The 26,003-nt window shown below is 57.7% G+C and carries 22 protein-coding genes; 12 read left to right on the top strand and 10 right to left on the bottom strand.

Annotation, left to right across the window (positions count from 1 at the left end):
• Nucleotides 1-13: 13 nt before the first annotated feature.
• From BLT38_RS17250 to BLT38_RS17265, 4 genes are all read right to left on the bottom strand, one after another.
• Entirely contained in the window at nucleotides 14-727 is a 714-nt protein-coding gene (locus BLT38_RS17250; protein WP_083346296.1) for a copper homeostasis protein CutC, read from the bottom strand.
• Nucleotides 728-753: 26 nt separating this feature from the next.
• Nucleotides 754-1,902: a sugar phosphate isomerase/epimerase family protein gene (locus BLT38_RS17255; protein WP_083346297.1), complete on the bottom strand. Its 1,149-nt coding sequence runs from the start codon at nucleotides 1,900-1,902 to the stop codon at nucleotides 754-756.
• 42 nt (nucleotides 1,903-1,944) lie between these two features.
• Nucleotides 1,945-3,483, bottom strand: coding sequence for a M81 family metallopeptidase (locus BLT38_RS17260; protein ID WP_083346298.1), 1,539 nt, complete (start codon nucleotides 3,481-3,483; stop codon nucleotides 1,945-1,947).
• 79 nt (nucleotides 3,484-3,562) lie between these two features.
• Entirely contained in the window at nucleotides 3,563-6,937 is a 3,375-nt protein-coding gene (locus tag BLT38_RS17265) for a TonB-dependent receptor (RefSeq protein ID WP_083346299.1), read from the bottom strand.
• Between the two features lie 357 nt (nucleotides 6,938-7,294).
• Between BLT38_RS17265 and BLT38_RS17270 the strand changes: the two genes are divergently transcribed.
• The 8 genes from BLT38_RS17270 to BLT38_RS17305 are packed head-to-tail and all read left to right on the top strand — an operon-like array spanning nucleotide 7,295 to nucleotide 15,350.
• The gene (locus BLT38_RS17270) at nucleotides 7,295-8,437 is read left to right on the top strand and encodes an ROK family protein (protein ID WP_083346300.1); all 1,143 of its coding nucleotides are present in this window, start codon (nucleotides 7,295-7,297) and stop codon (nucleotides 8,435-8,437) included.
• Between the two features lie 29 nt (nucleotides 8,438-8,466).
• Complete coding sequence (locus BLT38_RS17275) at nucleotides 8,467-9,459, top strand: sugar phosphate isomerase/epimerase family protein (protein ID WP_083346301.1); 993 nt, start codon at nucleotides 8,467-8,469, stop codon at nucleotides 9,457-9,459.
• A gap of 23 nt (nucleotides 9,460-9,482) precedes the next feature.
• Nucleotides 9,483-10,745, top strand: a complete 1,263-nt coding sequence (locus BLT38_RS17280) for a Gfo/Idh/MocA family protein (protein WP_083346302.1) — start codon at nucleotides 9,483-9,485, stop codon at nucleotides 10,743-10,745.
• Between the two features lie 14 nt (nucleotides 10,746-10,759).
• The gene (locus BLT38_RS17285) at nucleotides 10,760-11,809 is read left to right on the top strand and encodes an oxidoreductase (protein ID WP_231966585.1); all 1,050 of its coding nucleotides are present in this window, start codon (nucleotides 10,760-10,762) and stop codon (nucleotides 11,807-11,809) included.
• A 22-nt stretch (nucleotides 11,810-11,831) separates the two neighbouring features.
• Nucleotides 11,832-12,962: an SIS domain-containing protein gene (locus BLT38_RS17290; protein ID WP_083346304.1), complete on the top strand. Its 1,131-nt coding sequence runs from the start codon at nucleotides 11,832-11,834 to the stop codon at nucleotides 12,960-12,962.
• A gap of 59 nt (nucleotides 12,963-13,021) precedes the next feature.
• Complete coding sequence (msrA, locus tag BLT38_RS17295) at nucleotides 13,022-13,528, top strand: peptide-methionine (S)-S-oxide reductase MsrA (RefSeq protein WP_083346305.1); 507 nt, start codon at nucleotides 13,022-13,024, stop codon at nucleotides 13,526-13,528.
• Nucleotides 13,529-13,548: 20 nt separating this feature from the next.
• Entirely contained in the window at nucleotides 13,549-14,517 is a 969-nt protein-coding gene (locus BLT38_RS17300) for a Gfo/Idh/MocA family protein (protein WP_083346306.1), read from the top strand.
• Entirely contained in the window at nucleotides 14,508-15,350 is an 843-nt protein-coding gene (locus BLT38_RS17305; protein WP_197674901.1) for a sugar phosphate isomerase/epimerase family protein, read from the top strand. The genes BLT38_RS17300 and BLT38_RS17305 overlap by 10 nt, the downstream gene beginning before the upstream one ends.
• Nucleotides 15,351-15,417: 67 nt before the next feature.
• Here the strand turns inward: BLT38_RS17305 and BLT38_RS17310 are convergent, their stop codons facing one another.
• Together BLT38_RS17310 and dnaB are read right to left on the bottom strand one after the other, a co-directional pair.
• Nucleotides 15,418-15,621 carry a cold-shock protein gene (locus BLT38_RS17310; protein WP_083346307.1) on the bottom strand — a complete coding sequence of 68 codons (204 nt, stop codon included), beginning with the start codon at nucleotides 15,619-15,621 and terminating at the stop codon, nucleotides 15,418-15,420.
• A gap of 216 nt (nucleotides 15,622-15,837) precedes the next feature.
• On the bottom strand, nucleotides 15,838-17,226 hold the full coding sequence (gene dnaB, locus BLT38_RS17315; RefSeq protein WP_047491592.1) for a replicative DNA helicase: 1,389 nt from the start codon (nucleotides 17,224-17,226) through the stop codon (nucleotides 15,838-15,840).
• Nucleotides 17,227-17,547: 321 nt separating this feature from the next.
• On the opposite strand from dnaB, the gene BLT38_RS17320 reads away from it, so the two are divergent.
• The 4 genes from BLT38_RS17320 (at nucleotide 17,548) to BLT38_RS17335 (ending at nucleotide 21,088) form a co-directional block, all read left to right on the top strand.
• Complete coding sequence (locus BLT38_RS17320; protein WP_052200661.1) at nucleotides 17,548-17,844, top strand: DUF5076 domain-containing protein; 297 nt, start codon at nucleotides 17,548-17,550, stop codon at nucleotides 17,842-17,844.
• A gap of 15 nt (nucleotides 17,845-17,859) precedes the next feature.
• The gene (locus BLT38_RS17325; RefSeq protein WP_083346308.1) at nucleotides 17,860-18,234 is read left to right on the top strand and encodes a VOC family protein; all 375 of its coding nucleotides are present in this window, start codon (nucleotides 17,860-17,862) and stop codon (nucleotides 18,232-18,234) included.
• 57 nt (nucleotides 18,235-18,291) lie between these two features.
• Complete coding sequence (locus tag BLT38_RS17330; protein WP_083346309.1) at nucleotides 18,292-20,046, top strand: amidase; 1,755 nt, start codon at nucleotides 18,292-18,294, stop codon at nucleotides 20,044-20,046.
• Nucleotides 20,047-20,281: 235 nt separating this feature from the next.
• The gene (locus BLT38_RS17335) at nucleotides 20,282-21,088 is read left to right on the top strand and encodes a hypothetical protein (RefSeq protein WP_231966586.1); all 807 of its coding nucleotides are present in this window, start codon (nucleotides 20,282-20,284) and stop codon (nucleotides 21,086-21,088) included.
• 120 nt (nucleotides 21,089-21,208) lie between these two features.
• Here BLT38_RS17335 and BLT38_RS17340 read toward each other — a convergent pair whose 3' ends face one another.
• The 4 genes from BLT38_RS17340 to BLT38_RS17355 form a co-directional block, all read right to left on the bottom strand.
• Nucleotides 21,209-22,870: an acido-empty-quinoprotein group A gene (locus BLT38_RS17340; protein ID WP_083346311.1), complete on the bottom strand. Its 1,662-nt coding sequence runs from the start codon at nucleotides 22,868-22,870 to the stop codon at nucleotides 21,209-21,211.
• Complete coding sequence (locus BLT38_RS17345; RefSeq protein ID WP_083346312.1) at nucleotides 22,870-23,721, bottom strand: c-type cytochrome; 852 nt, start codon at nucleotides 23,719-23,721, stop codon at nucleotides 22,870-22,872. Before BLT38_RS17345 ends, BLT38_RS17340 begins: the two co-directional genes overlap by 1 nt.
• 49 nt (nucleotides 23,722-23,770) lie before the next feature.
• The gene (locus BLT38_RS17350; RefSeq protein WP_231966588.1) at nucleotides 23,771-24,463 is read right to left on the bottom strand and encodes a 3-keto-disaccharide hydrolase; all 693 of its coding nucleotides are present in this window, start codon (nucleotides 24,461-24,463) and stop codon (nucleotides 23,771-23,773) included.
• A 191-nt stretch (nucleotides 24,464-24,654) separates the two neighbouring features.
• Nucleotides 24,655-25,932, bottom strand: a complete 1,278-nt coding sequence (locus BLT38_RS17355) for a sugar MFS transporter (protein ID WP_047491574.1) — start codon at nucleotides 25,930-25,932, stop codon at nucleotides 24,655-24,657.
• Between the last annotated feature and the right edge of the window lie 71 nt (nucleotides 25,933-26,003).

Raw genomic sequence — 26,003 nt, forward strand, 5'->3', positions numbered from 1 at the left:
ATCCGCGTAGAAGTCACGCGTGATGCATCAACTCCGCCACCAGGCGAATATCCTCAGCCTCAACGCGAGCCTCGCCCTGCTGCCACAACACATCACGAACCTCTTCCGTCTTAGGCTTACGGCGAAACGATCCATGCAGATCAAGTCCCGGGACCTGCGCCAGCAGCGCAGCATTCTGCAGAGACACACCACCACCCGCAGCAATGCGAATCCGGTCCTCCGCAATCTCCGTTAACTCAATCAACATCTCAAGGCCTTCCGTCACAGTAGGTTCTCCACCGGATGTAAGCACACGACTACAACCAAGATCGATGACCACACGCAACGACTCATGCAGGTCACGCGCAAGATCAAACGCACGATGAAACGTGACAGCGCGCCCATTCGCAATTCGAATCAACTCCGCTGTCTGCGCCACATCGACAGCGCTATCCGCAGTCAATGAGCCAACAACAATCCCTGCAGCGCCAAGCGATAACGCCATCTCTGCATCCGCACAGGCCATGCGAAACTCCGCGGCGGAATACACAAAATTGCCACTGCGCGGACGCACCAGTGCATGCACTGGAATGCGTGAGGCTGCAATGGCCTCACGCAAAAATCCAACACCAGCAGTAACGCCGCCCTCACTGAGGGCGGCGCACAATTCAATGCGATCGGCGCCACCCGCATTTGCTGCTTCACATGCCTGCAGTGTCTCCGCACATATTTCCAGTTCTCGTTGCAATACTGCCTCCGCGAAACCAGCGCCTGTTACAGCGCTGCCTTCACTTGCTCAAACAGATACTTGGCGCCCTCCACACCATCCCAGGGTCCGTCCTCGTACTCCAGCGCAAACACGCCGGTGTAGCCATTGTTCATCATGATGCGCACATTGCGCTGCACATCAATATGCGTGCCCTGACCAAACGCATTGTCCCAACGATCCCAATGCTTCGCATGACACGTGGTGTGTGCATACGGAGCCAGATCATTCAGTGCGTGATAGACAAGGTACTTATGTTCCCAGTTGCCAAAGTCCGGCGACGCTTCGCACCAACGGCTGTTCACTTCTTCAATGATGGTGCGGATGTTGATGGGATTCGCCGTCAGACCCCAGTGATTTTCCAGCGTCACCTTCACGCCAACCTTCGAACCGTGTTCCGCCATTTCCTTGAACGACTGGATGCACTGATCCATGTACTTCTCCAGCTCCGGGTTCTTCGGATAGCTGGTTTCATTCGGCTGTGGTGACGGCGCAATACGCGGGCCGCCGCTGTTCACACGCATGCTCTTCGCGCCGATGATCGCTGCACCGTCCAGCCACTTCTTTGCAACAGCAACGCCAGCCTTGCGCTTCGCTTCATCCAGTTCGCAGATATCGCGCGGCGCATTGTTTGAAATATGGTGGCAGAAGACGCCTTCTTCCTTCTGCTTTGCTGCCAGCTTCTCCAACCACTTCACGCCGTTGGGGCTGCCCGGATTGAACTCCGTAATCTGACGTTCTTTGCCGTTGTATCCCATGACCATCATGGGCTCGTACTGGCTCTCATCGGTAATGTCGCCGAACAAGCTGGACCAGATATCGAACTTCGTCACACCCGGAAAGAGTTTCTTCGCGTACGCAGGATACTCAAGCGCCGTGATGCTGCCATACTTCGCCTGCATCTTTTGAACGGTCGCCTTATCACCCACATTGTTGCGGTTCTTGAAGATCCAACGCAGCGGATAGCTATTCGCTGCAATGCGGTCCAGCTTCTCGCTCTCAGTCAAAGGACGGAAGGCACTACCCTTCTCAATGGTTTCGGGTGTTGCGCTCTTCTGTTGCGCAAATGCCTCGCCTGCCAATATGCTGGCGGCCGCTGCGCCACCCGCGCCCCTCAGAAAATTCCGGCGATCCAGTTGCATCTTGCTTGACTCCATTGCCTTCTCTCCTCCTGCTGCATGCTGCGTTTCGACGAGTGTTTACGCCTGTTTGGGGCTGCGCGCCGAAATATACACCTTCGGCGTGTACGTGAGGTCATCCACAAACGGGTAGGTTGGCGGACGATTCTGATTCTTCGGCAAATGCACAATGTCCTGATTGATTGCGCCATCCGTCAGCGCCATCAGGTTTGCCTTCGCCATCTGCTTGATCTCCGGTTCCAGATAGCCAGACTTCACCACAACGATCTTCGCCGCATGCGGATCAATACCCAGCTTTGTAAAGTCCTCGATGAGGTGATACGGCCTACGATACGCGCTAAGGATCAGCGTGATCCCTTGGATCTGCACCGCAGCTTCGCGCTTCGCAGGATCAACATTCTGCAGCAGCGCCTTCACCGTGGCCTGAACCTTCACCGGCTTACTTGCAAGCGGATCAAGCGTTGCGCCAATGGATAGCGGAATCGTCTTGCCAACACCTGCTGCATAACAAGCGTCTGTTGCAGGCTTATCAGCAATGCCGCCAAAGACAACATCCTTCGCGCCAGCCTTCAACAACGCTTCGAGCACTGTGGCCTGATCGCCGTTACCACCACCCGTTGGATTGTCACCCGAGTCAGCAAGGACCAGCGGATGAACATCTGACTTCATTGCCTTCGCAATGCACTCATCCAACGGACACACCGGATCGCCAAATGCAAATTCTTTGCGCGCATCCCAATATTGCTGCGCAAGGTTCGTTGCAACCTTCTCTTCGTTCGCAGGATTGGTTCCGGTTACAACAACAGATGCCGCAGATCGCGACTGATCAGCCCACACATAACCCACCAGCATAGATACATCCATCACACCCGGAGTCTTATTCAACTCCGGCAACTGCGCCCACAAACGTTGCGCAGGCTGCCAGCTTGTGGAACTGCGCTCGCCCGGCATCAATACAGGAATTGTTGCCCATTCCAACGTGGGACGGATGTTCTCCTTGATGCATTTCACCAGCATGTCGCACGCTCGGAACATCGTCTGCTTCTGATCGACGTGTGGCGCAGTGCGATACGCAGACATCATGTCCAACGAATCAATAATGCGCTTGCTGATATTGCCGTGCAAATCGTAGCTCGCGGACATCAGGCACTTCGGCCCAACAACATTCCGCGCAGCTTCATACCAGTCAGCTTCAGCATCATCCAGACCATCCACGGTCATCGCACCATGCATCGGTAGATAAAGACCATCAAGCGGCAGCAACGCTTTCAAACGATCAAGAAACTCGGCCTTGATCTTGTCGTAAGCATCACGCGCAACCGGCCCGCCGGGAACGGCCGTGGCAACAATTGTGCCCATGAACGGAACGTCAGGATAACGCTCCTTCAATACGGCGAAGCGAGGCATCGCATTCAACGCATCGCCACGCGTAATCGTGAATTCGTCATAGCGCGTACGGATGTGACCGTACGTGCTGCATTCAATTGCAATCCCGCCAAACGCAATGCGCGGTGCATTCGTTGCTTTGGAAGTTTTACATCCAACAACGGTGGCCAACGCGGCCAGGGAACCGGCCTTGAGAAACGAACGTCGCTGCATCAACGCAAATCTCCTGAGATAAGAACAGCAGTGAAAAGAATCGGGCGGCTCATGATTGAGCCGCCCGACATTGTTTTGGTTAGAACTTCACTCGAGCCGCGAACTGAATCAGACGCGGGTTGTAGGCATTGCCTGTTGCCGTAATGGCGCCGTATCCAGCCGCTGGCGCGAAGCCAGCAACCGGGAAGCCGTTACAAGCCGTGGTGCAGGCTGCGTAGTTCAGCGATGCAGACGGATTGACGAACTGTGCCGTGTTTAGGACGTTGAACGCTTCGGTACGGAACTCGAGCTTGAAGCGCTCGGTCAGATCGAAGTTCTTGAACAGCGACAGATCAACACGCTGGATGCCAGGACCGTACAGCTGGTTACGGCGTTGCGTGCTCGTGGTTCCAAGCGCCTGCCAAACAAAGGAGTTCGTATCAAACCACTTCGTGATCGTCGGATGACCAACGCGTCCGTTTCCAATCATCAGCGCGCGATCGCTGTTGGTTGCAGTCGGACGTGTGCCGGAACGGTTCGCTGCATTGGTTACAGAGAACGGAAGACCTGTTCCCCATACAACGATGCCGTTTGCCTGCCATCCCTTCGCAAGGACACCCACAAAGCCGTGCGTGTTCTGGCCGAAGGGCAGCGCGTAGTTGAAGGTGCCGGTGATACGGCTACGCATGTCCAGGTTGCCGTTGCCGTACTCGATAGAGTTGATCAGCTCCGCAGTGGAACCAAAACCGTTGCCACCGTTGTTCGAGATGGATTCAGAGTTGTCCAACAGGCGCGACTGCGTATAAGCCACCTGCAAATCGAGACCCTTGCTGAAGCGGCGCTTCAACACAGCCTGCATGCCGTGGTAGCTGCTGGCACCCGTGCTGCGATACAGCGGGATACCAAGCAGAGCGCTGTTGCCAGGTGTGTTGGCAAAGCGACGCAGGGAGTTATAAGTGGAGGTCGCTACAGGAGCAGCCGTCGTGCTACCCGCATTCGTAAAGGCCTGCGGCGCCTGTGCGAGCGGGATGGTGTTGAAGTCCGACAGATAGTAAGCGTTGCGACGACCGAGCTCCCCCACATACGAGAGCGTGCCGACGAAACCGGCAAACTCACGTTCGACGGTCAGGTTGAACTGCTCGATGTAGGTCGACTTGAAGTTTGGGTCGAGTGCCGCCGTTGCGCTGCCTGTAGGGTTGATGTACGGATTCGCAGTCGGTGTAGGCATACCGCTTGCAAACTTGGTGAACCCAGCCGGAGCATTTGGCTGCGTGTAGGGTCCAAGCGTTGCAGTGAAGGGCTGGTTCACAAGCGCCGCGCCAGAGGTTGTATTTTCCGGAGCGAACGTGAGACCGAAGCCGCCACGGATTACAGTCTTCGGCAACGGCGTATAGGCAAAGCCGAAACGCGGAGCGAAGTTGCTGTAGTCCGTCTTGATTCCACCGTGGCCATCCGCATTGATACCGGCAACAACAAACTTCGCCTGCACAATGTCAAAGTTCGACAGGATGTTGTTGGTTTCGGTGTAAGGCGTGAACAGGTCATAACGCACACCCAGGTTCAGGGTCAGGTTCTGCGTCGCGTGATAGTCGTCCTGGAAGTACACATGCGGTTCCCAGGTGCGGTTATGCGGCGTGTACAGAATCTGGTTACGAGCAGCAGTGTTGTAGTCGCCTGAGAGCAGCTTGGCAAAGTTATCGAACACCCAGTTGCCGTTAGCTGTATCTGTCTGCGTCGTGGAATCCTGACGACGGATCACACCGCCACCCACCTTGATGATCTGCTTGCCCTTGATGTAGGTGACGTTGCCTTCATACTGATAAGTGTTCTCGTGATAGATGATCGGCGGACGGTTGCCCAGCGTAGCGCCACCGAGAGTAACGTTGATGGCCGAAAGTTCAGCAGTACGTCCATCCACGTTGAGGTTCGGCTGACCAAAGGCAGAGTTGATTGCTTTGCCAAAGTTCAGCGGGAACTGCGCGTTGTCGAGGAGGGTATAACCCGCCTTCAGTTCCAACAGAACATTCGGCGTAAACGAGTGCACATAGTTCAGGTGAGCCTGGTGTGCGCGCGTAAGAGCAGGTCCGGGATAAGAACCGAGGTTGCCACCCGGGAAGATGACACCAGCAGCAGAGTTGACTGCCGGGAACAGGCTGCCAATGCTCGTGTCCACACGGTTATACGTGTAGCGAATGTAGAACAGATCGCCATTCTTGAAGCGCTGATCGCCGCGAACATCGCCCACTTTTGAGAACTGCGAATCAGGACGCGCTGCCGTGTAGTTGTTTGCAACCGTGGCTGCGGTACCCGTGTTGGGCAGCGGGAACAGGTTGAAGTACTGCTGTGCAACCTTGTCGAAGTTCGCAGCGGGAACGATCGTGTTGATACCCGGGTTATCAGTGAAGTTGCCAGGGTTGTTGCGCTCAAACAGCGTGGGAACCGTCGTGGACGAAGGGTTCTGATTGAAGACCTTGTTCAGTCCCTCGTAGTCCGCGAAGAAGAACGTCTTGTCCTTGAAGATCGGTCCGCCGATGCTGCCGCCAAACTGGTTCTGGCGATACTTCGGCTTCGGAATCGCTGCGCCAAACTTGAACGGGTTCGCGTTCAGCTTGTCATGGCGGAAGAACTCATACAGCGTGCCGTGGAACTGGTTGCTACCAGACTTGGTGATAACGTTCACGATGGCGCCAGCCGCACGGCCCACTTCTGCCGTGAACACGTTCGTCTGCACGCTGACTTCCTGAATCGAATCCACCGACGGACGAACGCCGATCGAACCGATAACACGCTCGTTGTTATCGATACCGTCGATCGTTTGGTTGTTCATCATGTCGGCCTGGCCGTTCATCGAGATCGACGACGTCTGACGGCGATCATCAGGACGGTTGCCGCTGGCCAGACCGTTGTTCAGGCCCTCTGTGGCGCCCGGCGTCACCTGCACCAGGTTGATGAAGTTACGTCCATTCAGCGGCAGTTCCTGCGTAGCCTTTTCCGTCACCGTAGTAATGATGGCAGCGGAGTCTGTGCGCAACGCGGGCGTGGTCGCTTCCACGTTGACCGTTTCGCCTTCGCTACCGACAGCCAGATGTGCATCTTCACGCGCACGGTCACCGGCTGAGAGATTGAACGTGGTGATCTGGAAAGTCTTGAATCCGCTCGCCGTAACTGACAGCGAGTACGTCCCAGGATTCAGCAGCGTGAACGTGTATTCGCCACCAGAACCTGCCTTGACGGTACGCGTTAAGTGCGTGTTCACGTCGGTCAACGTCACCGTCGCATTCGGCACCACGGCGCCTGATACGTCCGTTGCAGTGCCGACGACGTCGGCGGTAGTGGTCTGAGCAAAGGCTGGTGAAACCGCCGCGGCAAACATGCCGGCGATGGCCATACTACGCAACGCGCCTTTGGTCACAGTGAAGCGCTGCGCATCCGCAGTGCCTCGCGACTGGGTACAGATTTTTGATAGGTCCTTCATGGTCCGGGTCTCCCGAGTGATATTCCGCCTGGTAACGCCCTGTGTCGTGATTACGCGTGCGCACAGGAATCTTCGTGTGCCGAAAGGGAAATAGAATCCTTCCCCGGCGAAAAAGCGCTTACTCCCCTGCCAGCTGCACTCCATCCGATCCGATCGACTCGCCTATAAATTCACTTGGTGAATAAATTGGAGTCAATCCTGGTGCGGCTGATGTAGTATTGCGAAGGTAATCAGGTCAACAATGTTTCGGTAGGTGGATCATATCCACCACCCCGTGAAGGGTCAAGAAGGATTTACATCCCTGTCACCCTGACGCAACATCCCGGCAACACATCCCGGGGTACGGAGAGCTTTCTCATGAAGGTGTCCTTCCGGTCTGCAAAGACCGCCGTGATTGCTGCATTGCTCGAAAACGACCAGCTTTCCCGGCTGGAATTGAGCGATCGTGCGGGTGTAAGCCCGGCCGCCATCACGGAAGTGACCCAACACCTGCTTCAACAAGGACTTCTTCTGGAAACGCCTGCCATGAACGCAGGCAAGCGCCGCGGACGCCCCACGGTCCAGCTGTCTCTCCAGGCCTCCCACTCCTGCTTCGTCGGCGTCAGTATTAACGAAGAGAAGATACAACTCGCCATCACCGATTTGCGAGGCGAAGTTCTCGGACACGAAGAAGTCACGGAGCACAACGACCTTGACGGTCTGCCCGCAGCCATCCAGGCCAGCTTCACCCGCATGCTCCGTAAATCCGGCGTGGCACGCAGTCGCGTTCGCGGAGTCGGTATCTCCGTCGCTGGCATCGTCGATGCTGAGGCCGGTATCTGCCGTTACTCCGCCGGTCTCGACTGGCGTGATGTTCCCATTGCAGAAAAGATTGCAGCCGCACTAAAGCTCCCCGCATGGGCAGACAACGACGCCAACGCTATCGCTATGGGAGAAAAGATCTTCGGTCGCGGCCGCGAGTATGACAACTTTTCCATCGTCATGCTGGGACGCACCATTGGTTCCGCGCATTATATGAACGGGATGCTCTATCGCGGACATGACGGCAGCGCGGGCGAAATCGGTCACATCACAGTTGACCCCAAAGGCCCGCCTTGCCGCTGCGGACGCAACGGCTGTCTGGATACGCTTGCGGGTGGTTACGCATTGCGTCAGGCTGCCAAGAAGGCAGGGCTTTCCATTCAAAACATGCGTGATCTGGAAGACCTGGCCATGCGCGGCAATGCCAAAGCCATCAAGCTGTTGCGCGATGCAGGCGCGGCCCTCGGCAGCGCCATCGCCACACTTGTTCACTTGAACGATCCTGCGGCGGTGCTGTTTACAGATTTGGAGGGCTTTGAAAATGGCCTATTCCGAACCGCCACACGACAGGCCATTGAGAACGGCATTCTGCCGCGTTTCCTTGCTTCCACACAGATCATTTTTGGCGATGGAGAGCCGGTCTCGCTGCCACGCAGCGCAGCCTCTATCGCGGCCTTTAACTATCTGATCGCCCTGTAGCTATCAGAACCATACGGAGGGGAAAGTACATGCAGGAGCAGCACACACAGCAAGGAGAAGCCGTGGGCCTGACGCGTCGTGGCTTTTTGAAGCACGCGGCCACCGCAGCCGCCCTGGCCACCGTCGCAGGAAAGATTGCACTGCCCAACCGCGCTGAAGCGCAGGGCATGAAGCGCACACACGCTCCCATGGCTCTGGGCCTGCTCATCAAGCCCTTCCCAGATGCTGAAGCCCGCATCAAGTTGGTGCACGATCTCGGCTTCACCACCTGCTTCCTCTCTCTCGATAACTACATCGGCAAGTTCACGCCCGCGCTGGCGAAGCAGTTCAACGAATACTTCGACAAGTATCAGGTGGTTCCGACCACAGCCGAAGTGGTGCAGCCACTGCCCCTGAAGTGGAACTTTGTGGAAGGCCCGTCGACCATCGGTGTTGTGCCACCCGCATATCGTGCGGCTCGTGTCGATGCACTGAAGCAAACTTCAGATTTCGCCAAGCTCATCGGCGTGGGCCGCGTTCAAACGCACTGCGGCTTCATTCCTGAAGATCCGCATGATCCTCTTTACGATGGAACCGTAAAGGCCATTCGCGAACTCACTGAGCATTGCGCGGCCAACGGCCAACAGTTCCTGATGGAGACCGGCCAGGAAACGCCCACCACCATGCTGCGCATGATTAAGGACGTGAACAATCCCGCACTTGGCGTTGGATTGGATACGGCGAACCTCATCCTCTACGGCAAAGCAAATCCGGTGGATGCATTGAAGGTTCTCGGACCGCATGTAAAGGCCATGCACGCAAAGGATGGCAAGTGGCCCACCGATCCTGACAAGCTTGGTCAGGAAGTGCAGATCGGCAAGGGCGAAGTCGACTTCCCCACCGTGTTGAAGATGCTTAAGCAGCTTAACTACACCGGCGCTGTCAGCATTGAACGGGAAACATCGGGCCCGCAGCAGGTCCAGGATGTGAAGGAAGAGAAGATCTACCTCGAAAACATCCTCAACAAGCTCAGCCACGCCTAAGCGACATCGGAGAGAGAACAAAAATGGATCGCAGAAAATTTCTCAAAGGAACCGGCGCAGCTTGCGGTCTCCTGATCGTGAAACCTTCCACGGCCTTTGGTTATGCCGCCAACTCCGCAGTGCGTTATGGCCTGTTGGGATGCGGCAACCGCGGCACCTCCGTCGCAACATCGTTCGCGAAGAACACCGACGCGCGCATCGTCGCACTCGGCGACATCTTCCCGGACCAGCTTGCCAAGGGCAAGCAGCACTTTGATCAGGTGAACGCTGCACTGGGCAAGCCTGCCGTTGACCCAAAGCTGACCTTCCACGGATGGGATGCATACAAGGCGATGGCCGCCAACCCCAACATTGACGCGGTACAAATCTCCACGCCTCCAATCTTCCACGTGGAGCACCTCGACATCCTCACCGCAGGCGGCAAGCACGTCTACGTCGAAAAGCCTGTGGGCGTTGACATTCCGCAGACACGTCGCGCACTCGACATCGCCAAGCGCATCGACGGCAAAGTAAGCGTCGCTGTTGGATTCCAGATCCGCAAGGCGCCGCCGTTCGTTGAAATCGTCAACCGTATCCACAACGGCGACATCGGCAAGATTGCATCGCTCAACGGCTATTACAACTCGCCTCCGGCTGTCTTCCACGATGTGCCGAACATCTCGCAGGAAGAGTTCCGCCTGCGCAACTGGCTGCGTGACAAGAAGCTCTCCGGCGACATTCTGTTAGAGCAGAACATCCACGTCATCGACGTCTGCAACTGGATCATGGGCGCGCATCCCATCAAGGCCGACGCACGCGCCAGCCGCAAGGTCGTCACTACCTACGGCAACACCAACGACAACTACGAAGTCATCTTCACCTATCCCGGCGATGTACAGTTCGTCTTCAATTCCACGCAGTTCAACTTCAAGGGCTTCTTCGATGTTGCCGAACACATCTTCGGCAGCGAAGGCATCGCAGAAGCGCCATACAAGGGGCCGCTGCGCATCCTTGGACCGAAGGCATGGACATGGAGCGGTGGCCCTGCAAAGACTGACAGCAAGTTCGCTGCAGACGGCGCCTTCAACGACAACCTAGCCGAAGCCGACAAGATGAAAGATCAGGACTTCATCGGCAGCATCACCGGCAACAAGTATCAGAACCAGATTGCAACCGGCGTAGAAAGCGCACGCAGCTGCATGCTCGGTCGTATGTCTGCGGAACTGGGCCGCGTTGCCACATGGGATGAACTCATGGCCAACAACGAAGCCTACGAACTGGGCCTCGACATCAAGAAGTACCACTAAGCCTGACGATGACCATGCAACCTGTTCGCGCTGCCCTCCTCGGTTTCGGCTATGCCGGCCGCACATTTCATGCGCCTCTGCTTGAGGCCGTGGAGGGCATCGCATTTTCGCTCGTCGGCTCCAGCCGTCCTGACGATGTGCACGCACTCTATCCAAACGTGCGTGTATCCAGCGCACAGGATGCTGTCGTCGATCCTGAAATTGATCTCGTGGTCATTGCCACACCAAACGATTCACACTTCCCGCTCGCAGCCGCAGCGTTGCGCGCAGGAAAACATGTTGTCGTCGACAAGCCCTTCACGCTGAACCTGCAGGAAGCAAAAGACCTTCAACAGATCGCCAACGAACACAACCGCATCCTCAGCGTCTTTCACAATCGTCGTTGGGAAAGCGAAATCAAAGGCGCGCGCGAAGTTTTGCAGTCCGGCGTTCTGGGCCAGGTGACGCATTACGAACTGCACATGGATCGCTTCCGTCCCAACGTGCGTCAGCGTTGGCGTGAAGATCCCGGCCCCGGTGCAGGTCTGTGGTTCGATCTCGGCCCACACATGATCGACGCGTCCGTCTATCTCTTCGGTATGCCGCAAGCAATTCAGGGCAGCCTCGCAACACTGCGCCACGGCGGTAAGACCGACGACTGGGGCCACGCCGTTCTCCACTACCCGCACATGCGCATCGTGTTGAACGCATCCTTGTTAGTAGCAGGCACAGGCCCGCGTTCCACTCTGCATGGCACTGCAGGAACATGGATGAAATACGGTGCAGACCCGCAGGAGCCGCAACTGCAATCCGGCATGTCACCTAACGATCCTGCATTTGGCATTGACCCCGATGGTGGTGTCATCATCAATGGAGCAACTGGCGAGATAACCCCTGCGACACCACAACGTGGTTGCCAGCAGAAGTATTACGAAAGCATCCGCGACGCCATCCGCACAGGCGCAGCGCCCGCCATCAACGCGCAAGACGCAGTGAATGTCATGACCGTGCTGGACGCCTTCTATCTTTCCGCCCGTGAAGGGCGCACCGTGCCTTTACCGCACGGATCGAATCAACAGGAATAACAAGAACAAAGAGGTAAACACTGTGAGCGATACACCTGCACCATACCCCCACTGGATGCTCCGCGAAATCCACGAACAGCCGGAGACGCTGGCCGCTACCCTCGCCGCCTACGCCACCGCAGAAGGATTCCGCGACGACACCTGCTCCTCCATTCGCCAATGGCTGCGTGAAGCACAGCGCGACATCGTCATCGCCGCCAGCGGTTCCAGCCGCCACGCCGGCCTCGTTGCAGAGCTGCTCATTGAAGACAAAGCGGGCATCCACGTCGACGTGGAATACGCCAGCGAATACAGCTACCGCTCGGAACACTCACTCAAGAGTGCCGCTGTCATGATCATCTCGCAAAGCGGCGAAACGGTAGACACACTCGCCGCACTGCGTAAGGCAAACATCGCCGGCCATCACACACTGGCCATCACCAATGTTCCCGGCTCGTCCATGGCGCGTGAAGCCTCTGTGTCCATGCCGACTTTCGCAGGCCGCGAACGCGCCGTGCCCGCCACCAAGAGCTTCACCGCACAACTGCTGAACCTCTATCTCCTCTCGCTGCTCGCAGCAGAAGAGCGTGGCGTTCTGGTCAAGCCGGAACTCGACAAGCTCCTCGCAGAACTCAGCACACTCTCTGACCGTGTACGTCGTCAGTTGCCGCTGTGGGAGAGCCGCGTACGCGAAATCGCCGCACAGATTGCAAACGCAAAAGCATTCCTCTTCGTAGGCCGCAGCGTCCACTACGCCATCGCACGCGAAGGCGCGCTGAAGCTGAAGGAGTCCGCATACATCAACGCCGAAGGCTATCCCAGCGGCGAACTCAAGCACGGCCCAAACGCACTCGTCAGCAAGGAAACACCGCTGGTCATGATCGCCACCGTCGATCGCACCGACAGCGAATCCGTCGAGCGCTACGAAAAAGTCGTGCAGCTCATGCAGGACATGCGCACGCAGGGCTCCACCATTCTCGCCATCGGCAACGCGGGCGACACCGCCGTTGAAAAGCTCGCGGACTTCTTCGTTCCCGTAGAGGAATCCAGTGAAGGCATGCTCACCATTTGCGAAGTGATTCCGCTGCAGATTCTGTCCTACTGCATGGCTATCCAGAATGGCATCAACGTGGACAGCCCGCGCAACCTCAACAAGGCAGTGCTCGCCGAGTAGCGACTGCCTCGAAAACACCCCTCTGTGCATCCAAATGTGCAGAGGGGTACCTTCTACTTATGGCTACAGAGACAGCAATTCTGGCAGGCGGATGCTTCTGGGGTGTGCAGGAACTTCTGCGCAGCTATCCCGGCGTCATCTCCACACGCGTGGGTTACAGCGGCGGCGACGTGCCCAACGCAACCTATCGCAACCACGGCACGCACGCCGAAGCCGTTGAAATCGTATTCGATCCAGCAAAGCTCACCTATCGCACACTGCTGGAGTTCTTCTTCCAGCTACACGATCCCAGCACGCTCAATCGCCAGGGCAATGATGTCGGCACCAGCTATCGTTCGGCCATTTACTACACGACGCCAGAACAGAAGAAGATCGCCGAAGACACCATCCTCGACGTGAACTCCAGTGGCCTGTGGCCCGGCAAAGTCGTAACAGAAATCGCACCCGCAGGCCCCTTCTGGGAAGCCGAACCGGAACACCAGGATTACCTGCAACGCATCCCCAACGGCTACACCTGTCACTGGATTCGTCCGGACTGGAAGCTGCCCAAACGCAACGGCGCTTGAGGAATAACGAGAAAGACACAATGAACATCGGACTCATCGGATATGGCTTCATGGGCGGCGCACACGCTGCGGCCATCATGCACATTCCCGGCGCTACTCTTGCAGCCGTCGCCTCCCATAACAAGCCATCCGCAGATGGCCCCACACGCGGCAACCTCGATCTGAAAACCGAACCACTGCCTGACACCGTTCGCTGGACACCGAACTGGCAGGAAGTCGTCGACGATCCCACCATCGACGCCGTCGATATCTGCCTGCCCACGCCCATGCACCGCGAAGCCATTGAACGCGCCTTCGCGAATGGCAAACATGTGCTCTGCGAAAAGCCGATGGCGCTAAGCAATCAGGATTGCGAAGAACTACTCGCGCTCGCAAAAGCCAGCGGCAAGATCTTCATGATCGCGCACGTTCTGCGCTGGATGCAGCCATATCCGTATGCGTTCGACTTCGTGAAGAAAACAAACAACATCACCACCGCAACACTGCGTCGCAGCACCGGCTATCCACACTGGAGCGGCTGGCTGCGCGACATTAAAGTCAGCGGCGGAGCCATCCCTGATCTTCTTCTTCACGATCTCGATCAGGCGCTGCAATGGTTCGGCGATCCCGCCACCGTAAGCGCCACTAGCATCGGCGAAGTGGACACCATGCGTGCAAGCCTTCGCTACGCAGACAAGGAAATCATCGTCGAAGGTGGATGGCTCGCGCCGGAAACACCCTTCGCCGCCTCCTTCTCCATCACTGCCAACGATGCGTCGCTCACCTTCGCAGACGGCAAACTCACCGAAACCCACGGCAACGAATCGCAGGAAGTTAAGCTTCCCGAACACGACGCTTACTACGACGAGATTGCTTACTTCGTCGAATGCTGCCGCACCGGCAGCGCACCCACGCTCTGCACGCCTGAAAGCTCTGCAAAGGCTGTTCGCCTGGCGTTGCTGCTCATGCAATCACGCGACAACAACGGAAAGGAACTCTCATGGCAGTAGCAGAACCATTGGAAACAGGCCTCATCTTCTGGACGGAAAAGGATGCCAACACGCATCTTCAACACTTGAAGAGCTTCGGTCTGCGTGTATGTCAGCTTGGCATCGCGCCCACGCTCGATTGCGCTGCGGCGGTCAACGAATGGAAAGAAGCGATTGCACGTGAAGGCGTCATCGTCTCCGGCGCTGCCGTTGCGTATCGCGGAGAAGACTACGCCAACCTCGCAAAGGTGCATGAGACCGTAGGATTCACCGCACCGGGCTACGCTGCGGAACGCATTGCACGCACGAAGGAAGCGTCGAACTTCGCTGCGGCTCTTGGCATCACCTCGCTGTCATGCCACATCGGTTTCATCCCCGAAGAACCCGCATCGCCCATCTTCACCGAACTCGTTGGCATTGCACGCGAACTCTGCGATGCATGCGCCGCCAACGGTCAGAGCTTCACTCTGGAAACAGGACAGGAAAGCGCCTACACGCTGCTGCAATTCCTCGCAGAGGTGAAGAAGCCAAACCTGCGTGTGAACTTCGATCCCGCCAACATCACCCTCTACGGCATCGGCGATCCCATCGTTGCGCTCGACTTGCTGCAGAAGCATGTACTCTCAGTGCACTGCAAAGACGGCACATCGCCAAAAGCACTGGGTGAGCTCGGCCATGAAGTCGCGCTGGGCGAAGGTGAAGTGGACTTCCCCGCTTTCATCGCTCTGCTGAAGAAGATCGGCTTTACCGGCCCGCTCATCATCGAACGCGAAGAACCCAACGCAGAACAGCGCGACAAGGACATTAGCCTCGCCATCGAGCGCATCGCGCAGTGGAAGCAGCAACTCGCATAACTCCGTAGCAAGCAAGAAGAAAGGGGATGGCCTAAGGCCATCCCCTTCTTGTTACTGAAACCTTCGCTTACAGAGGGCGAACGTTCTCAGCCTGCAGACCCTTCGGTCCCTTGGTCACTTCGAACTCAACCGTCTGGCCTTCTGCCAGCGAACGGAAGCCCGAGGACTGCACTGCGGTGTGGTGAACGAATACATCACCACCACCGTTTGCACGGCTGATAAATCCAAAACCCTTTGCATCGTTGAACCACTTAACTGTGCCCTGTTCCATGTTCTGTTCCTTGTAAAGCTGAATGTACCGACGAACGCAATGTGGAGGTAATGCGGTGACGGTGGAACCAGAAACACGCAAAATGACCAGATCGAATCCTACGATCCTTAATAGGATACCAGCCCGCCACTTTTTGGTTGGCCGGGGCACTCATCTAACTGAATTTATTCGCGCGAAGCCCGAACCACGCCGGAGCGTCGAGAACCGCACGAAGTACTAGTAATCCCCGCCGCCGCCACCACTCGGTGCAAGATTCTCAAAGCGCGTGTAATCCGATAGATACGCCATCTTCACCGAACCCGTAGGGCCGTTACGTTGCTTGGCGATGATGATCTCCGCCTGCCCCTTCACATCCTCGTTTTCGCGGTCGTAGTACTCCTCGCGATGGATGAAGCACACCACGTCCGCGTCCTGCTCGATCGAACCCGATTCACGAAGATCCGAAAGCAGCGGTTTCTTATCGCCCTGTCGCTGTTCGCTTCCACGTGACAACTGCGACAGCGCAATCACCGGCACATTCATTTCCTTGGCCAGCGCCTTCAAACCACGCGAAATCTGTGACACTTCCTGCGTACGGTTTTCCGGCTTGCGTCCGCCAGGGCCACTCGCCGCAATCGTCATCAGCTGCAGGTAGTCGATCAAGATCAGGTCCAGCGAACCCTCCTGCTGCTTCAAACGACGCACCTTCGCGCGCATCTCCGTCAGCGTAATGCCCGGCGTATCGTCAATGAACATCTTCGAACTCATCAGCCGATCCAGCGCATTGATGAGTTTCTGCTTGTCCTCACGCGGCAAAAAGCCTGTCTGAATCTTGCGGCTGTTCACCAGCGCCTCGCTGGCCAACATACGGCGCAGCAACGACTCCTTCGACATTTCCAGCGAGAAGACCGCAACCACCTTCTGATCGCGCACACTGCAGTTCTGCGCAATGTTGATGGCCCACGCCGTCTTGCCCATGGAAGGACGCGCCGCGATGATCATCAGATCGGCCTTCTGCAAGCCGCTCGTCATGCGATCGAACTCGGTGTAATGCGTCTCCAGGCCGGTGATCTCGCGGCCCTGTTCGTAAAGCTGGTCAATGGAACCAAAGCTCTCCGTAACAATCTGCCCAATATCAGAGAACCCGCGCTTGATGGCGCTTTCGCTGATCTCCATCAGCCGGTTCTCCACATCGCCCAACACATCCAGCGACACTTCGCTCTGATCGGCGGCGCGATTCAAACCCATCTCGCACACCTGCATCAGCTTGCGCAGGATCGACTTGTCCTTCACCACCTGCACATAGTTTTCAATCGCCAGGTGGCGCGGCAAATCTTCCGTCAGCGAGATCAGATACGGACGCCCGCCAATCGCCTCCAATTCCTTGCGACGGATCAACACTTCGGCCACCGTCACAAAGTCGATGGCATGGCCCATGTCTGACAGTTCCTGCATGCAGCCATAAATGCGTTTGTGCGAGTCCAGCGAAAAGTCGTCCGCAATCAGCTTCGCCGTGGCATCCACAACGGCAACCGGGTCGGACAACATGGCGCCAAGGATCACGCGTTCCGTATGTACGGAAGCGGGAAGCCCGTCGCGCTCGACGATCTGGAGGAAGGTTGCCATGGGTGTGTTCTCCTGCGCTTAACTACCGGCGCTCGTGGAGCGGGTGCAGCATTGCGTCTTTACAGAATATGCAGTCCGCGCTCCTACGAAACAGGTATTGCCGCGGCTGCCCTGTTCAGAGTACAGCCTCTTCCACAGGCCTGCTTTTGCCCAAACTATGCAGCAGTCGCAACTCCGTCGGACTCAATTATTCACAGTCTGTTAGCAAGCCATGTAAGCTCTCAGTTGCCTTTGTAGTTACGTTTGCACCAGTTATCCACACACAGCCTGTGGATTGCCTCTTGGAACTGTGGATTACTGTGAATCCTGAGGAAGAAACCCATGTCACAGAAAGACTCTTTACCCATTCCCGCCGCGGCATCGCGCGATCCCCGTTCGTTGGAGGTCCTGCGTGTATGGATTGCCAATGGCGAACAGCACGTGGCTCTCGCCTTTGGTATGTGGGAAGATCCCTCCGCATGGGGACTGCTGCTGGCTGACCTTGCACGCCACATCGCCGAAGCCCACGCCCAGCAGGACGAGCAGGTGGACGCCGAAGACTTCCTGGAACAGATCCGCGCCGGGTTTGAAGCCGAACTCGACGCACCAACGGACGACGTAAGCGGCAGCGTGCAATAGCAACCGGAGGCAGCCATGAATGGAAAGCTGATCGGATTCGCACCCATCACCGACGGTGATCGTGCCAAGGCGTTTTACGAAGGCATCCTGGGTCTCACGTTCGTGGGCGATGACGGCTTCGCCGTCGTCTTCCGCAGCGGCGCAAACATGGTCCGCCTCGCAAAGATGCCAAAGGTGGAACCCGCCCAGTTCACCATCCTGGGCTGGGAAACCACCTCCATTGAAGACGACGTGCAATCGCTCACAGCGAAGGGTGTCGAGTTCTCCCGATTCGGGTTTCTGGAACACGACGCGCTCGGCATCTGGACAGCTCCCGGCGGCGACAAAGTCGCATGGTTCAAAGACCCGGACGGCAACACACTCAGCCTGTCGCAACACATCACTGCGTAACGCGAACAGAACCGTGCTACAAACGGAGCATCCCTATTGCTTCTGAGGTTCCCACCGATGCGCCTTCTGCCGCTTGCGCTGGCTGTTGCCGTTGTTGCCTCCACCGCTGCCGCTCAGCAGCGAAGCACCTCACCGGAACCCATGTCGCCGCCGCCGATTCCCATACCGGCGAACCTGCCCGTGCTCCCCGCAGCGCAGCAGGCAAAGATGGATCACGACCTCCTCGAGATCAACATCGATCAACTGCACCAGCTCTACAAACAGCGCAAATACACGGTGGAACAGGTCACGCGCTGGTACATGGGCCGCATCACGAAATACAACGGCATCTACCGCGCGGTGCAAACGGTCAACACCGAAGACGCCCTCGCAACAGCGAAGGCGCAGGACACCGCAAAGTTCGACGCAACAAAACCGTTATGGGGCATCCCCGTAGTCATCAAGGCAAACACCGCAGTCAAAGGCCTGATCGACAGCGACGGATGGCAAGGCTTCGCACTGCCCGGCCACGAGTTCATCGCACCGAAGGATGCAACCGTCGTAGCCCGCCTGCGCGCAGCGGGAGCGATCATCCTCGGCATCACCAACATGCCGGACTTCGCCGCCAGCGACACCAACCGCTCCACCGCCTTCGGTCGCACCGGCAACGCGTATGACGTTCGCTTCTCTCCCGGTGGCTCCAGCGGAGGAACCGTCACCGCCGTCACCAGCAACATGGCCATGCTGGGCACCGGAACCGACACCGCCAACAGCATCCGCATGCCAGCGGGAACGAGCGCGGTCGTAGGCGTCCTCCCCACACGCGGCCTCGTCAGCATCGCCGGCATCGCGCCGCTCGACTGGCTGCTGGACAACACCGGCCCCATCGCTCGCAACGTCACCGACGCCGCGATCGCTCTCAGCGTGATGAACGGCAGCGGACACCCCGCCGATCCGCTCGACTTCCGAACCGAAGGCTCCGGCCGCACAGAAGGCGCGGACACAGCTCAGCTCGGCCCCTATCTTCCCTACCTGAAGAAGGACGCCCTCAAAGGCAAACGATTCGCCGTCCCAGCCTTCATGCTCAGCGGCAACACCGGCTTCGGCGTCTCAGTTACACCCCGCCCCACCAACGGCATGCGCCCCGAAACCCGCGCCATGTTGATGAAGACCATCGACCAGTTCCGCGCAGCCGGTGCGGAAGTCATCATCGACGACACCTTCATGCCCGACACCTTCGCCCAGGCCGTGCGCAAGGTCAATACACGCGCCTACCGCCGCGACGGCACCAACCAGTGGCTCGCCGAGTTCGGCCCCGCGGAATACCGCTCCGTCGACGCCTATGAAAAGGCCATCGGCTCACCGCTCCCCGCAACCGTCACCGGCATCAGTCCAGCGGGAGCACCCGCGAATCCGAACCGTCCGCAGACACCACAGGTTCTCCTCAAAGACGACGCCAAAGCCGACGAATCCTACTTTGCCCCGCGCAAAGCGGCGCTCGCACTCTTTCTCTCCGAACTCGACCGCCTGCACCTGGACGGCGTGATCTATCCCAGCGCGCAGATGCCGCCACCTGACGAAACCATGCCGCAGAACGGCCAGCTTTCCAGCGGCCCGCACTCCTCTACCGGCTGGAACAACAACATAGGCGTTCCCGCTGTGGTCGTCCCGGCTGGTTTCTATGACAGCGGCCTGCCTTTTGGCCTCGAAATCAGCACCCGCCCTTGGCACGACGGCGACCTCCTCGGCTGGGCCTACGCCTACGAGCAGTCCACCAAACTACGCAGGCCGCCGGTGCTGGTGGAGACCGGTCTATTACCGAACGCCCGCTAACATGGCCACGTAACAGTTCGGGTAACAGCAGGTAGAAAAGTCCCATCGGCCGCATACAAATCGGCATCCAATACCTGATACCTCATGAGGATGGCGTAGATCGTCGCTGTACGGCGCTGCGCCAATCAATGACACTGGACGTTTGGAAACGATGAAGCACGCGCGAAGGAATTCAATACTGCTCCTGGCCCTGTTACCAGCGCTGGGCGGTTGCCTTCGCACGACGCGCTCCGTCATGAAGACTCATCCGCCCGACCAGGTACTCACGTCGTCGCTCGATCAGGTAGTGAAGTCCACCTCCGACCGCTACAACAGCATTAAGACGCTGAAGGCTTCCGTGGAAATGCAGGCCTCCACCGGCGGTGGCAAACAGGGCAAGGTGGTCGACTACACATCGTTCAACGGCTACATCCTGATCCGCAAGCCCGGCGACTTCCACTTCCTCGGCCTGCTCCCCGCGATTCACACGCGCATGATCGACATGGTCACCAACGGGCAGACCTTCACGCTGGTCATCCCACCCAAGAGCCGCGCCGTCACAGGCTCCAACACGATCACAACGCCGTCGAAAAATCCGCTGGAAAACCTGCGACCTGACATGTTCACAGACTCGCTGCTGATCCAGAGCGCCAAGCCAGAAGAACTGGTCTCCATGACCTCTGACGATCGCATCTACCAGCCCGACCCTACGAAGAAATACATCGTGGACGAGCCAGAATACGAGTTCGGCATCTATCGCCCGGTACAGAACAGCCAGGAACTGAAGACACAGCGAGTCATCCACATTGGCCGTTCCACCCTGCTGCCCTATCAGCAGGACATTTATGACGAGAAGGGTCAGTTGGTCACCGTCGCAAACTACAGCGACTACAAAATGTTCGGCGATACCACCTTCGCTTCCAAGATCACTATCCGGCGTCCGCTGGACGAGATCACGCTGAACATGACCATCACCGAACTCTCCGTGAATCAGCCGCTCGAAGACGACCAGTTCGAAGCTCCCAAGATCCCAGCAAGCTACTCCGTAGAACGCCTTCCGTAGTCGCTCCCGAAGTTAGGTAAGAAACCTAAGTTTCAATGAAAATCATTAGCTCTCGATGACGAACTCAAACGTAAAAAGGCGGATGGCGTATGCCATCCGCCTTTCAGTTCTTACAGACACTTACAACAATTCAAACGCATACACCGTATCGCCCGACGCCGCGATGACATACTGATGTCCATCCAGCACAAACGTCTGCGGTGCATTGGTGATGCTGCCAATGTGCGCGTGCCACAGCGGATTACCATTCGCCGTATCGAACGCCACCAGGTTGCCAGAGCCATCGCCGCTGAACAGCAGACCACCAGCCGTGGCCAGCAATCCACCGCCGCCCGTGCCCTGTCCATACAACGAGTGACGCCACCGCGCCTTGCCCGTCTTGTAGTCGATACCCGAGATGTAGTTCGAGTACGTACCGATGGAAAGCTCGTCCTTACCGCCCAATCCCATCGCACCACGCGGATCAGGATCAGTCAGGAACGCATCGGAGAATCCGTTGTTCTCATACTGGTACAGCAAGCCCGTCTGCGGCGAGTAAGCCGGAGGCTGCCAGTTCACGGTGCCGCCCGAAGCTGGCGAAATCAGGCTGCCACCAATCGAAGCATCCTTCTCCGGATCAGGGTACGGTCCACCACGCGGCGTCAGCTTGTTCGACCAGTTCGTCGTCTCGCCATACTTCGTCGTCAACAGATGCTCACCCGTCACGCGATCCACCACAAAGAAGTAGCCGTTACGAGCCGCAGTCACAGCCATCTTCCGCTTGCGTCCGTTGAACACACCGTCCACCAGCACCGGCGTCTGTGCCGAATCGTAATCGTGCGTGTCATGCGGCGAAGTGGACACGTACCACTTCAGCTTGCCGGTATCCACATCCAGCGCCACCAGCGAGCACGCGTACAGATTGTCGCCATCGCCACGGTTGCCGTTCGTCCAGCTCGGTGTGGGATTGCCCGTGCTCATGATGTAGTAGTTCGTTTCGGGATCGTATGCACCCGTCACCCAAGTACCGCCACCACCATGACGAGCAGCATCCAGGTTCTTCCACGAATCAAGACCCGGATCGCCAGGGTTCTGCGGCGTCACGTACCACGTCCACTGCAGCTCGCCCGTCTCCGGATCAAACGACTTCAGGAAGCTCGGCGCATCAATGTCGTTACCCACACCTGCAATCACATGGTTCTTGATCACAATCGGCGCTGGTGTGGCGAAGTATCCGCCCTCAACATCGGCCAGCTTCTTATGCCAGCGTTCCTTGCCCGTCTTCACTTCCAGCGACACAAGATAGTCATCCGGCGTCTCGAAGAAGAGATAGTCCTTATACAAAGCAACGCCGCGATTGCCAATGTGCGTACCGCCGCGCGTCTTCCAGTAGTAGTGCCACAGCACTTCACCACTGCGCGCATCCACGGCATACGTATTGTCCGGCTGCGTTACATAAAGAATGCCGTCGCGCTGCAGAATGGTGCCCTTGATACCACCAGCACCCAGTCCGCCCGCGCCTTCACCACCCGTGATCAGTGTAGGACGCACCTTGCTGTATCCGGTCAACGGCGCAAGCTGATCCCCCGGCGTCATCTTTGAAGTCCACGCCAGCGTCAGGTGCTTCACCGTCTGCTTGTTCACAGCGGTCAACGCACTGTAGCGACGCGCGGTGTAATCACCGTTGTACGTCAGCCACTCGTTCTGCAGGGGCTTTGCGAGATCCGCGTTGGTTACATTCTGCGCAGGCGCCAAAGGAGCCAGTAGCAGGGCAGCAGCAAAAGTTAGAAGTCGTCGCGCCATCACTTCAGGGTCACCAGGTAAGCCGTTATGTCGTGAATGTCTTTGTCCGTGTACTTGGGCAGCAGGTTGCGGTGCGCATCCAGCGGATCCTTCACCACCACCTTCGGCACCGCGCCGTTACGCTCAAACGTCTGCTGCGTGCCGTCATCCACCTTCAACGTCACCAGGAAGTCATCAATGTGAATCAGCGTTCCGTTTACCGCAGGCTTGCCGGGTTCCGTAACAGTCGCTGTCACCACAACCGGCGTCGCTCCCAGATAAGTACCGCGCAGCCACGCAGCCTGCATCAGCTTCGGCGAAGCTACCTTCTTGGCAAATCCCTTCAGATCGCCTTCCGCGGAGTGGCAGGAACCGCACGTCTTATCAAACGTGGCCTTACCCGTAGTCGCATCGCCCACCACAATGTTGGGCTGCTTCATCGCGTCATACGGCGCACGACCCTGGCTTCCAATCAGTGCCAGCATGCTGCGCACATAAGCACCCACCGCCAACGCATCTGCATTGGAGATGTCTACCTTATGCGATTGCATACCGGTCCACTGGCCCAGCATGATCGGCGTCAGATGATCGTTGCCATGATCGGTCAGCGCGGGCTGCGAACGCAGAATGTTCACGCCCGTATCCGTGCCGCGCAGATCGGCAGCGTGGCACGATGCGCACTTCTGCGCATAGACCTGCTTGCCGTGCTCCACAGCCTTCGGGTCTTCCGCAGGACGCTTGGGCGACTGGTTAAACGTGGACGTTTCGATATGCTGCGCTGCCGCATAAGGCGCGCACGCTGCAACCGTGAGAAGAAATGCACCCGCCACAGAAAGACGGTGAACACTTCGATTGAAATTCCATTTCCGCATTCAGAAAATCCTTGGCAAAGAAACAGTGTTGCTCGCGACCCCAGAGCAGTTAGCGCTTGGAAAGATCGCGAATCCAGATGTCCTTGAACTGCATGTTGCCCGCGCCGCCCGCATGAAGCTGCAGAGCAATCTTGCCATCTGGAGCGCCCGGCTTCGGATCGGTGAAGTCCACCATAGGGACGCCGTTCAAACGCGAACGATAGCGATTGCCGACCACTTCAACCAGGTAGTCGTTCCACTCGCCCTTGCGCACAACGCCCTCATTCTCCGGCGACGGCCAAACCACCCAGCCACGACCGTCCTCGGCATACACGCCAGCCGTGTGGTGCATCATCGTGCAGTCAATCTCAAACTGCATGCCCGTCTTCGCATCCACGCCGTCGAAGCTCGTGTGGAAGAACACGCCGCTGTTGCCATCGCCCACGCACTTAAAGCGCAGCGACAACTGAAAGTCCTTGTAGTCCTTATCCGTTTCCAGGTAGCCATAGGCCTTCGTCAGACCCTTGCCGTGCAAAAGGCCATCGCCTTCCACGGTCCAGCTCTCAGCGCCAATCGGAGTCCAACCGGTCAGGTCCTTCTCATTAAAGAGCTGGATCCAGTCATTGCCCGGCGTCTTTGGCTTAGGGGCAGCAGCACTCTGCGTCTGCGTAGTCGCTGTCATACCGGTGCACAACACAAGCGCACCCACACCCGCACAACGCACCGCCGCGCGCCGAACAGAAAAGCGAAGAGCAGAAACCAAGCCCACGGCCCTCACCCCAGGAAAAGGAATTAATTAAACGAGCAAAATAAGCATACATGCACGCTTATACGGCGCAATACCCTCGCCCATAAACTCTGTAAGCACAACGGCTGGCCGCGGCAATCTGTTCCGAAATCGAATCTCGCCGGGTACCCCCAGGTACGCGAAGTATCGAGAACGGTACGAAGTACCTAGACCCCAACCGGCGGCGCGACCTCCACCAATCCCTCGCTGCTCTTCCCCGGTTTGTGGCCATTCAGCGCAAAGAACAGCACATACGCATAGCAGACCAGCACCACCAGGAAGCTCGGCTGATAGCCATAATGGTCGGCCACCCAGCCCTGAATCTCCGGCACCACCGCGCCGCCCACAATCATCATCACCAGCAGACCCGAGGCCTGGCTCGTGTACTTGCCAAGTCCTTCAATCGACATGGGGAAGATGCAAGGCCACATCACCGAGTTATAAAGACCGCACGAAACCACCGCCCACATCGCAGGCGACCCATGCCCCAGAATCGCCAGCGTAATCGCCAGCACGCCAAACGCGCTCACAAACGCCAGCGCATGCGACTGCTTCACATGCCGCAGCGCAACAAACCCGATGAAACGCGCCACCATGGCGCCGCCCCAATACAGCGACACATACTTCGCCGCCTGCAGATGCGGCATGCTGCCCATCGAAGGCTGTCCCAGGTAGTTGATGATCAGGCTGCCCACCGTCACTTCGGCGCCGACGTAGAAGAAAATCCCCAGCATCCCAAACCGGAGCTGACGAAAATCCCACGCACTTCCCTGCAGCTTCTCGTGTGCCTCCGCCTGCGGAATCAGTTCCGGCAGATGCACCAGTCGCACCACCAGCGCCATGGCAAATGCCATCAGCCCCAGCACCACATACGGCATGCGAACACTGCGAGCCAACTCAGCGGTGGTCGCTCCAGCCGCCACAAAGATGAACATCGCGCCCACATGCGGAGCCAGCGTCCCGCCCAGCGAATTCAATCCACCCGCCAGGTTCAATCGCGAAGCAGCCTTCGAAGGATCACCCAGCGCACTGATGTACGGATTCACAGCCACCTGCAACAGCGCCAGCCCGCAACCCACCACAAACAGCGCAAACAAAAACAGCGGATACGTAATCAGCAACGACGCCGGCAGAAACAGCATCAATCCGCAGCCAATCACAGCCATCGCCGCAATCATGCCATTGCGATACCCAATGCGCCCAACGATCTTGCCCGAAGGAATCGCCAGCAGAAAGTACGCCCCGAAGAAGGCAAACTGCACCAGCAGCGCCTTCACATTCGTAAGCTGAAACAGATCCTTGAAGTGCGGCACCAGCACGTCATTCATCGCGGTGATGAAACCAATGCCGCCAAACAGCGCAACAATCAGCGCCAATTGAACCGTGTACTTGCCTTCCGCTGCTGCGGCCGAGGTGCGAACCTCACCGTGACTCGAAATCGCCAACGCCCCTCCAGGAGAAACCGTGCCTTAACAATGCGTGCTTGGTTCGCAGCTTACCTGAACACGCAACAGAC

Origin of the sequence: Terriglobus roseus (assembly GCF_900102185.1) — a bacterium.
Classification (GTDB): Bacteria; Acidobacteriota; Terriglobia; order Terriglobales; family Acidobacteriaceae; genus Terriglobus; species Terriglobus roseus_A.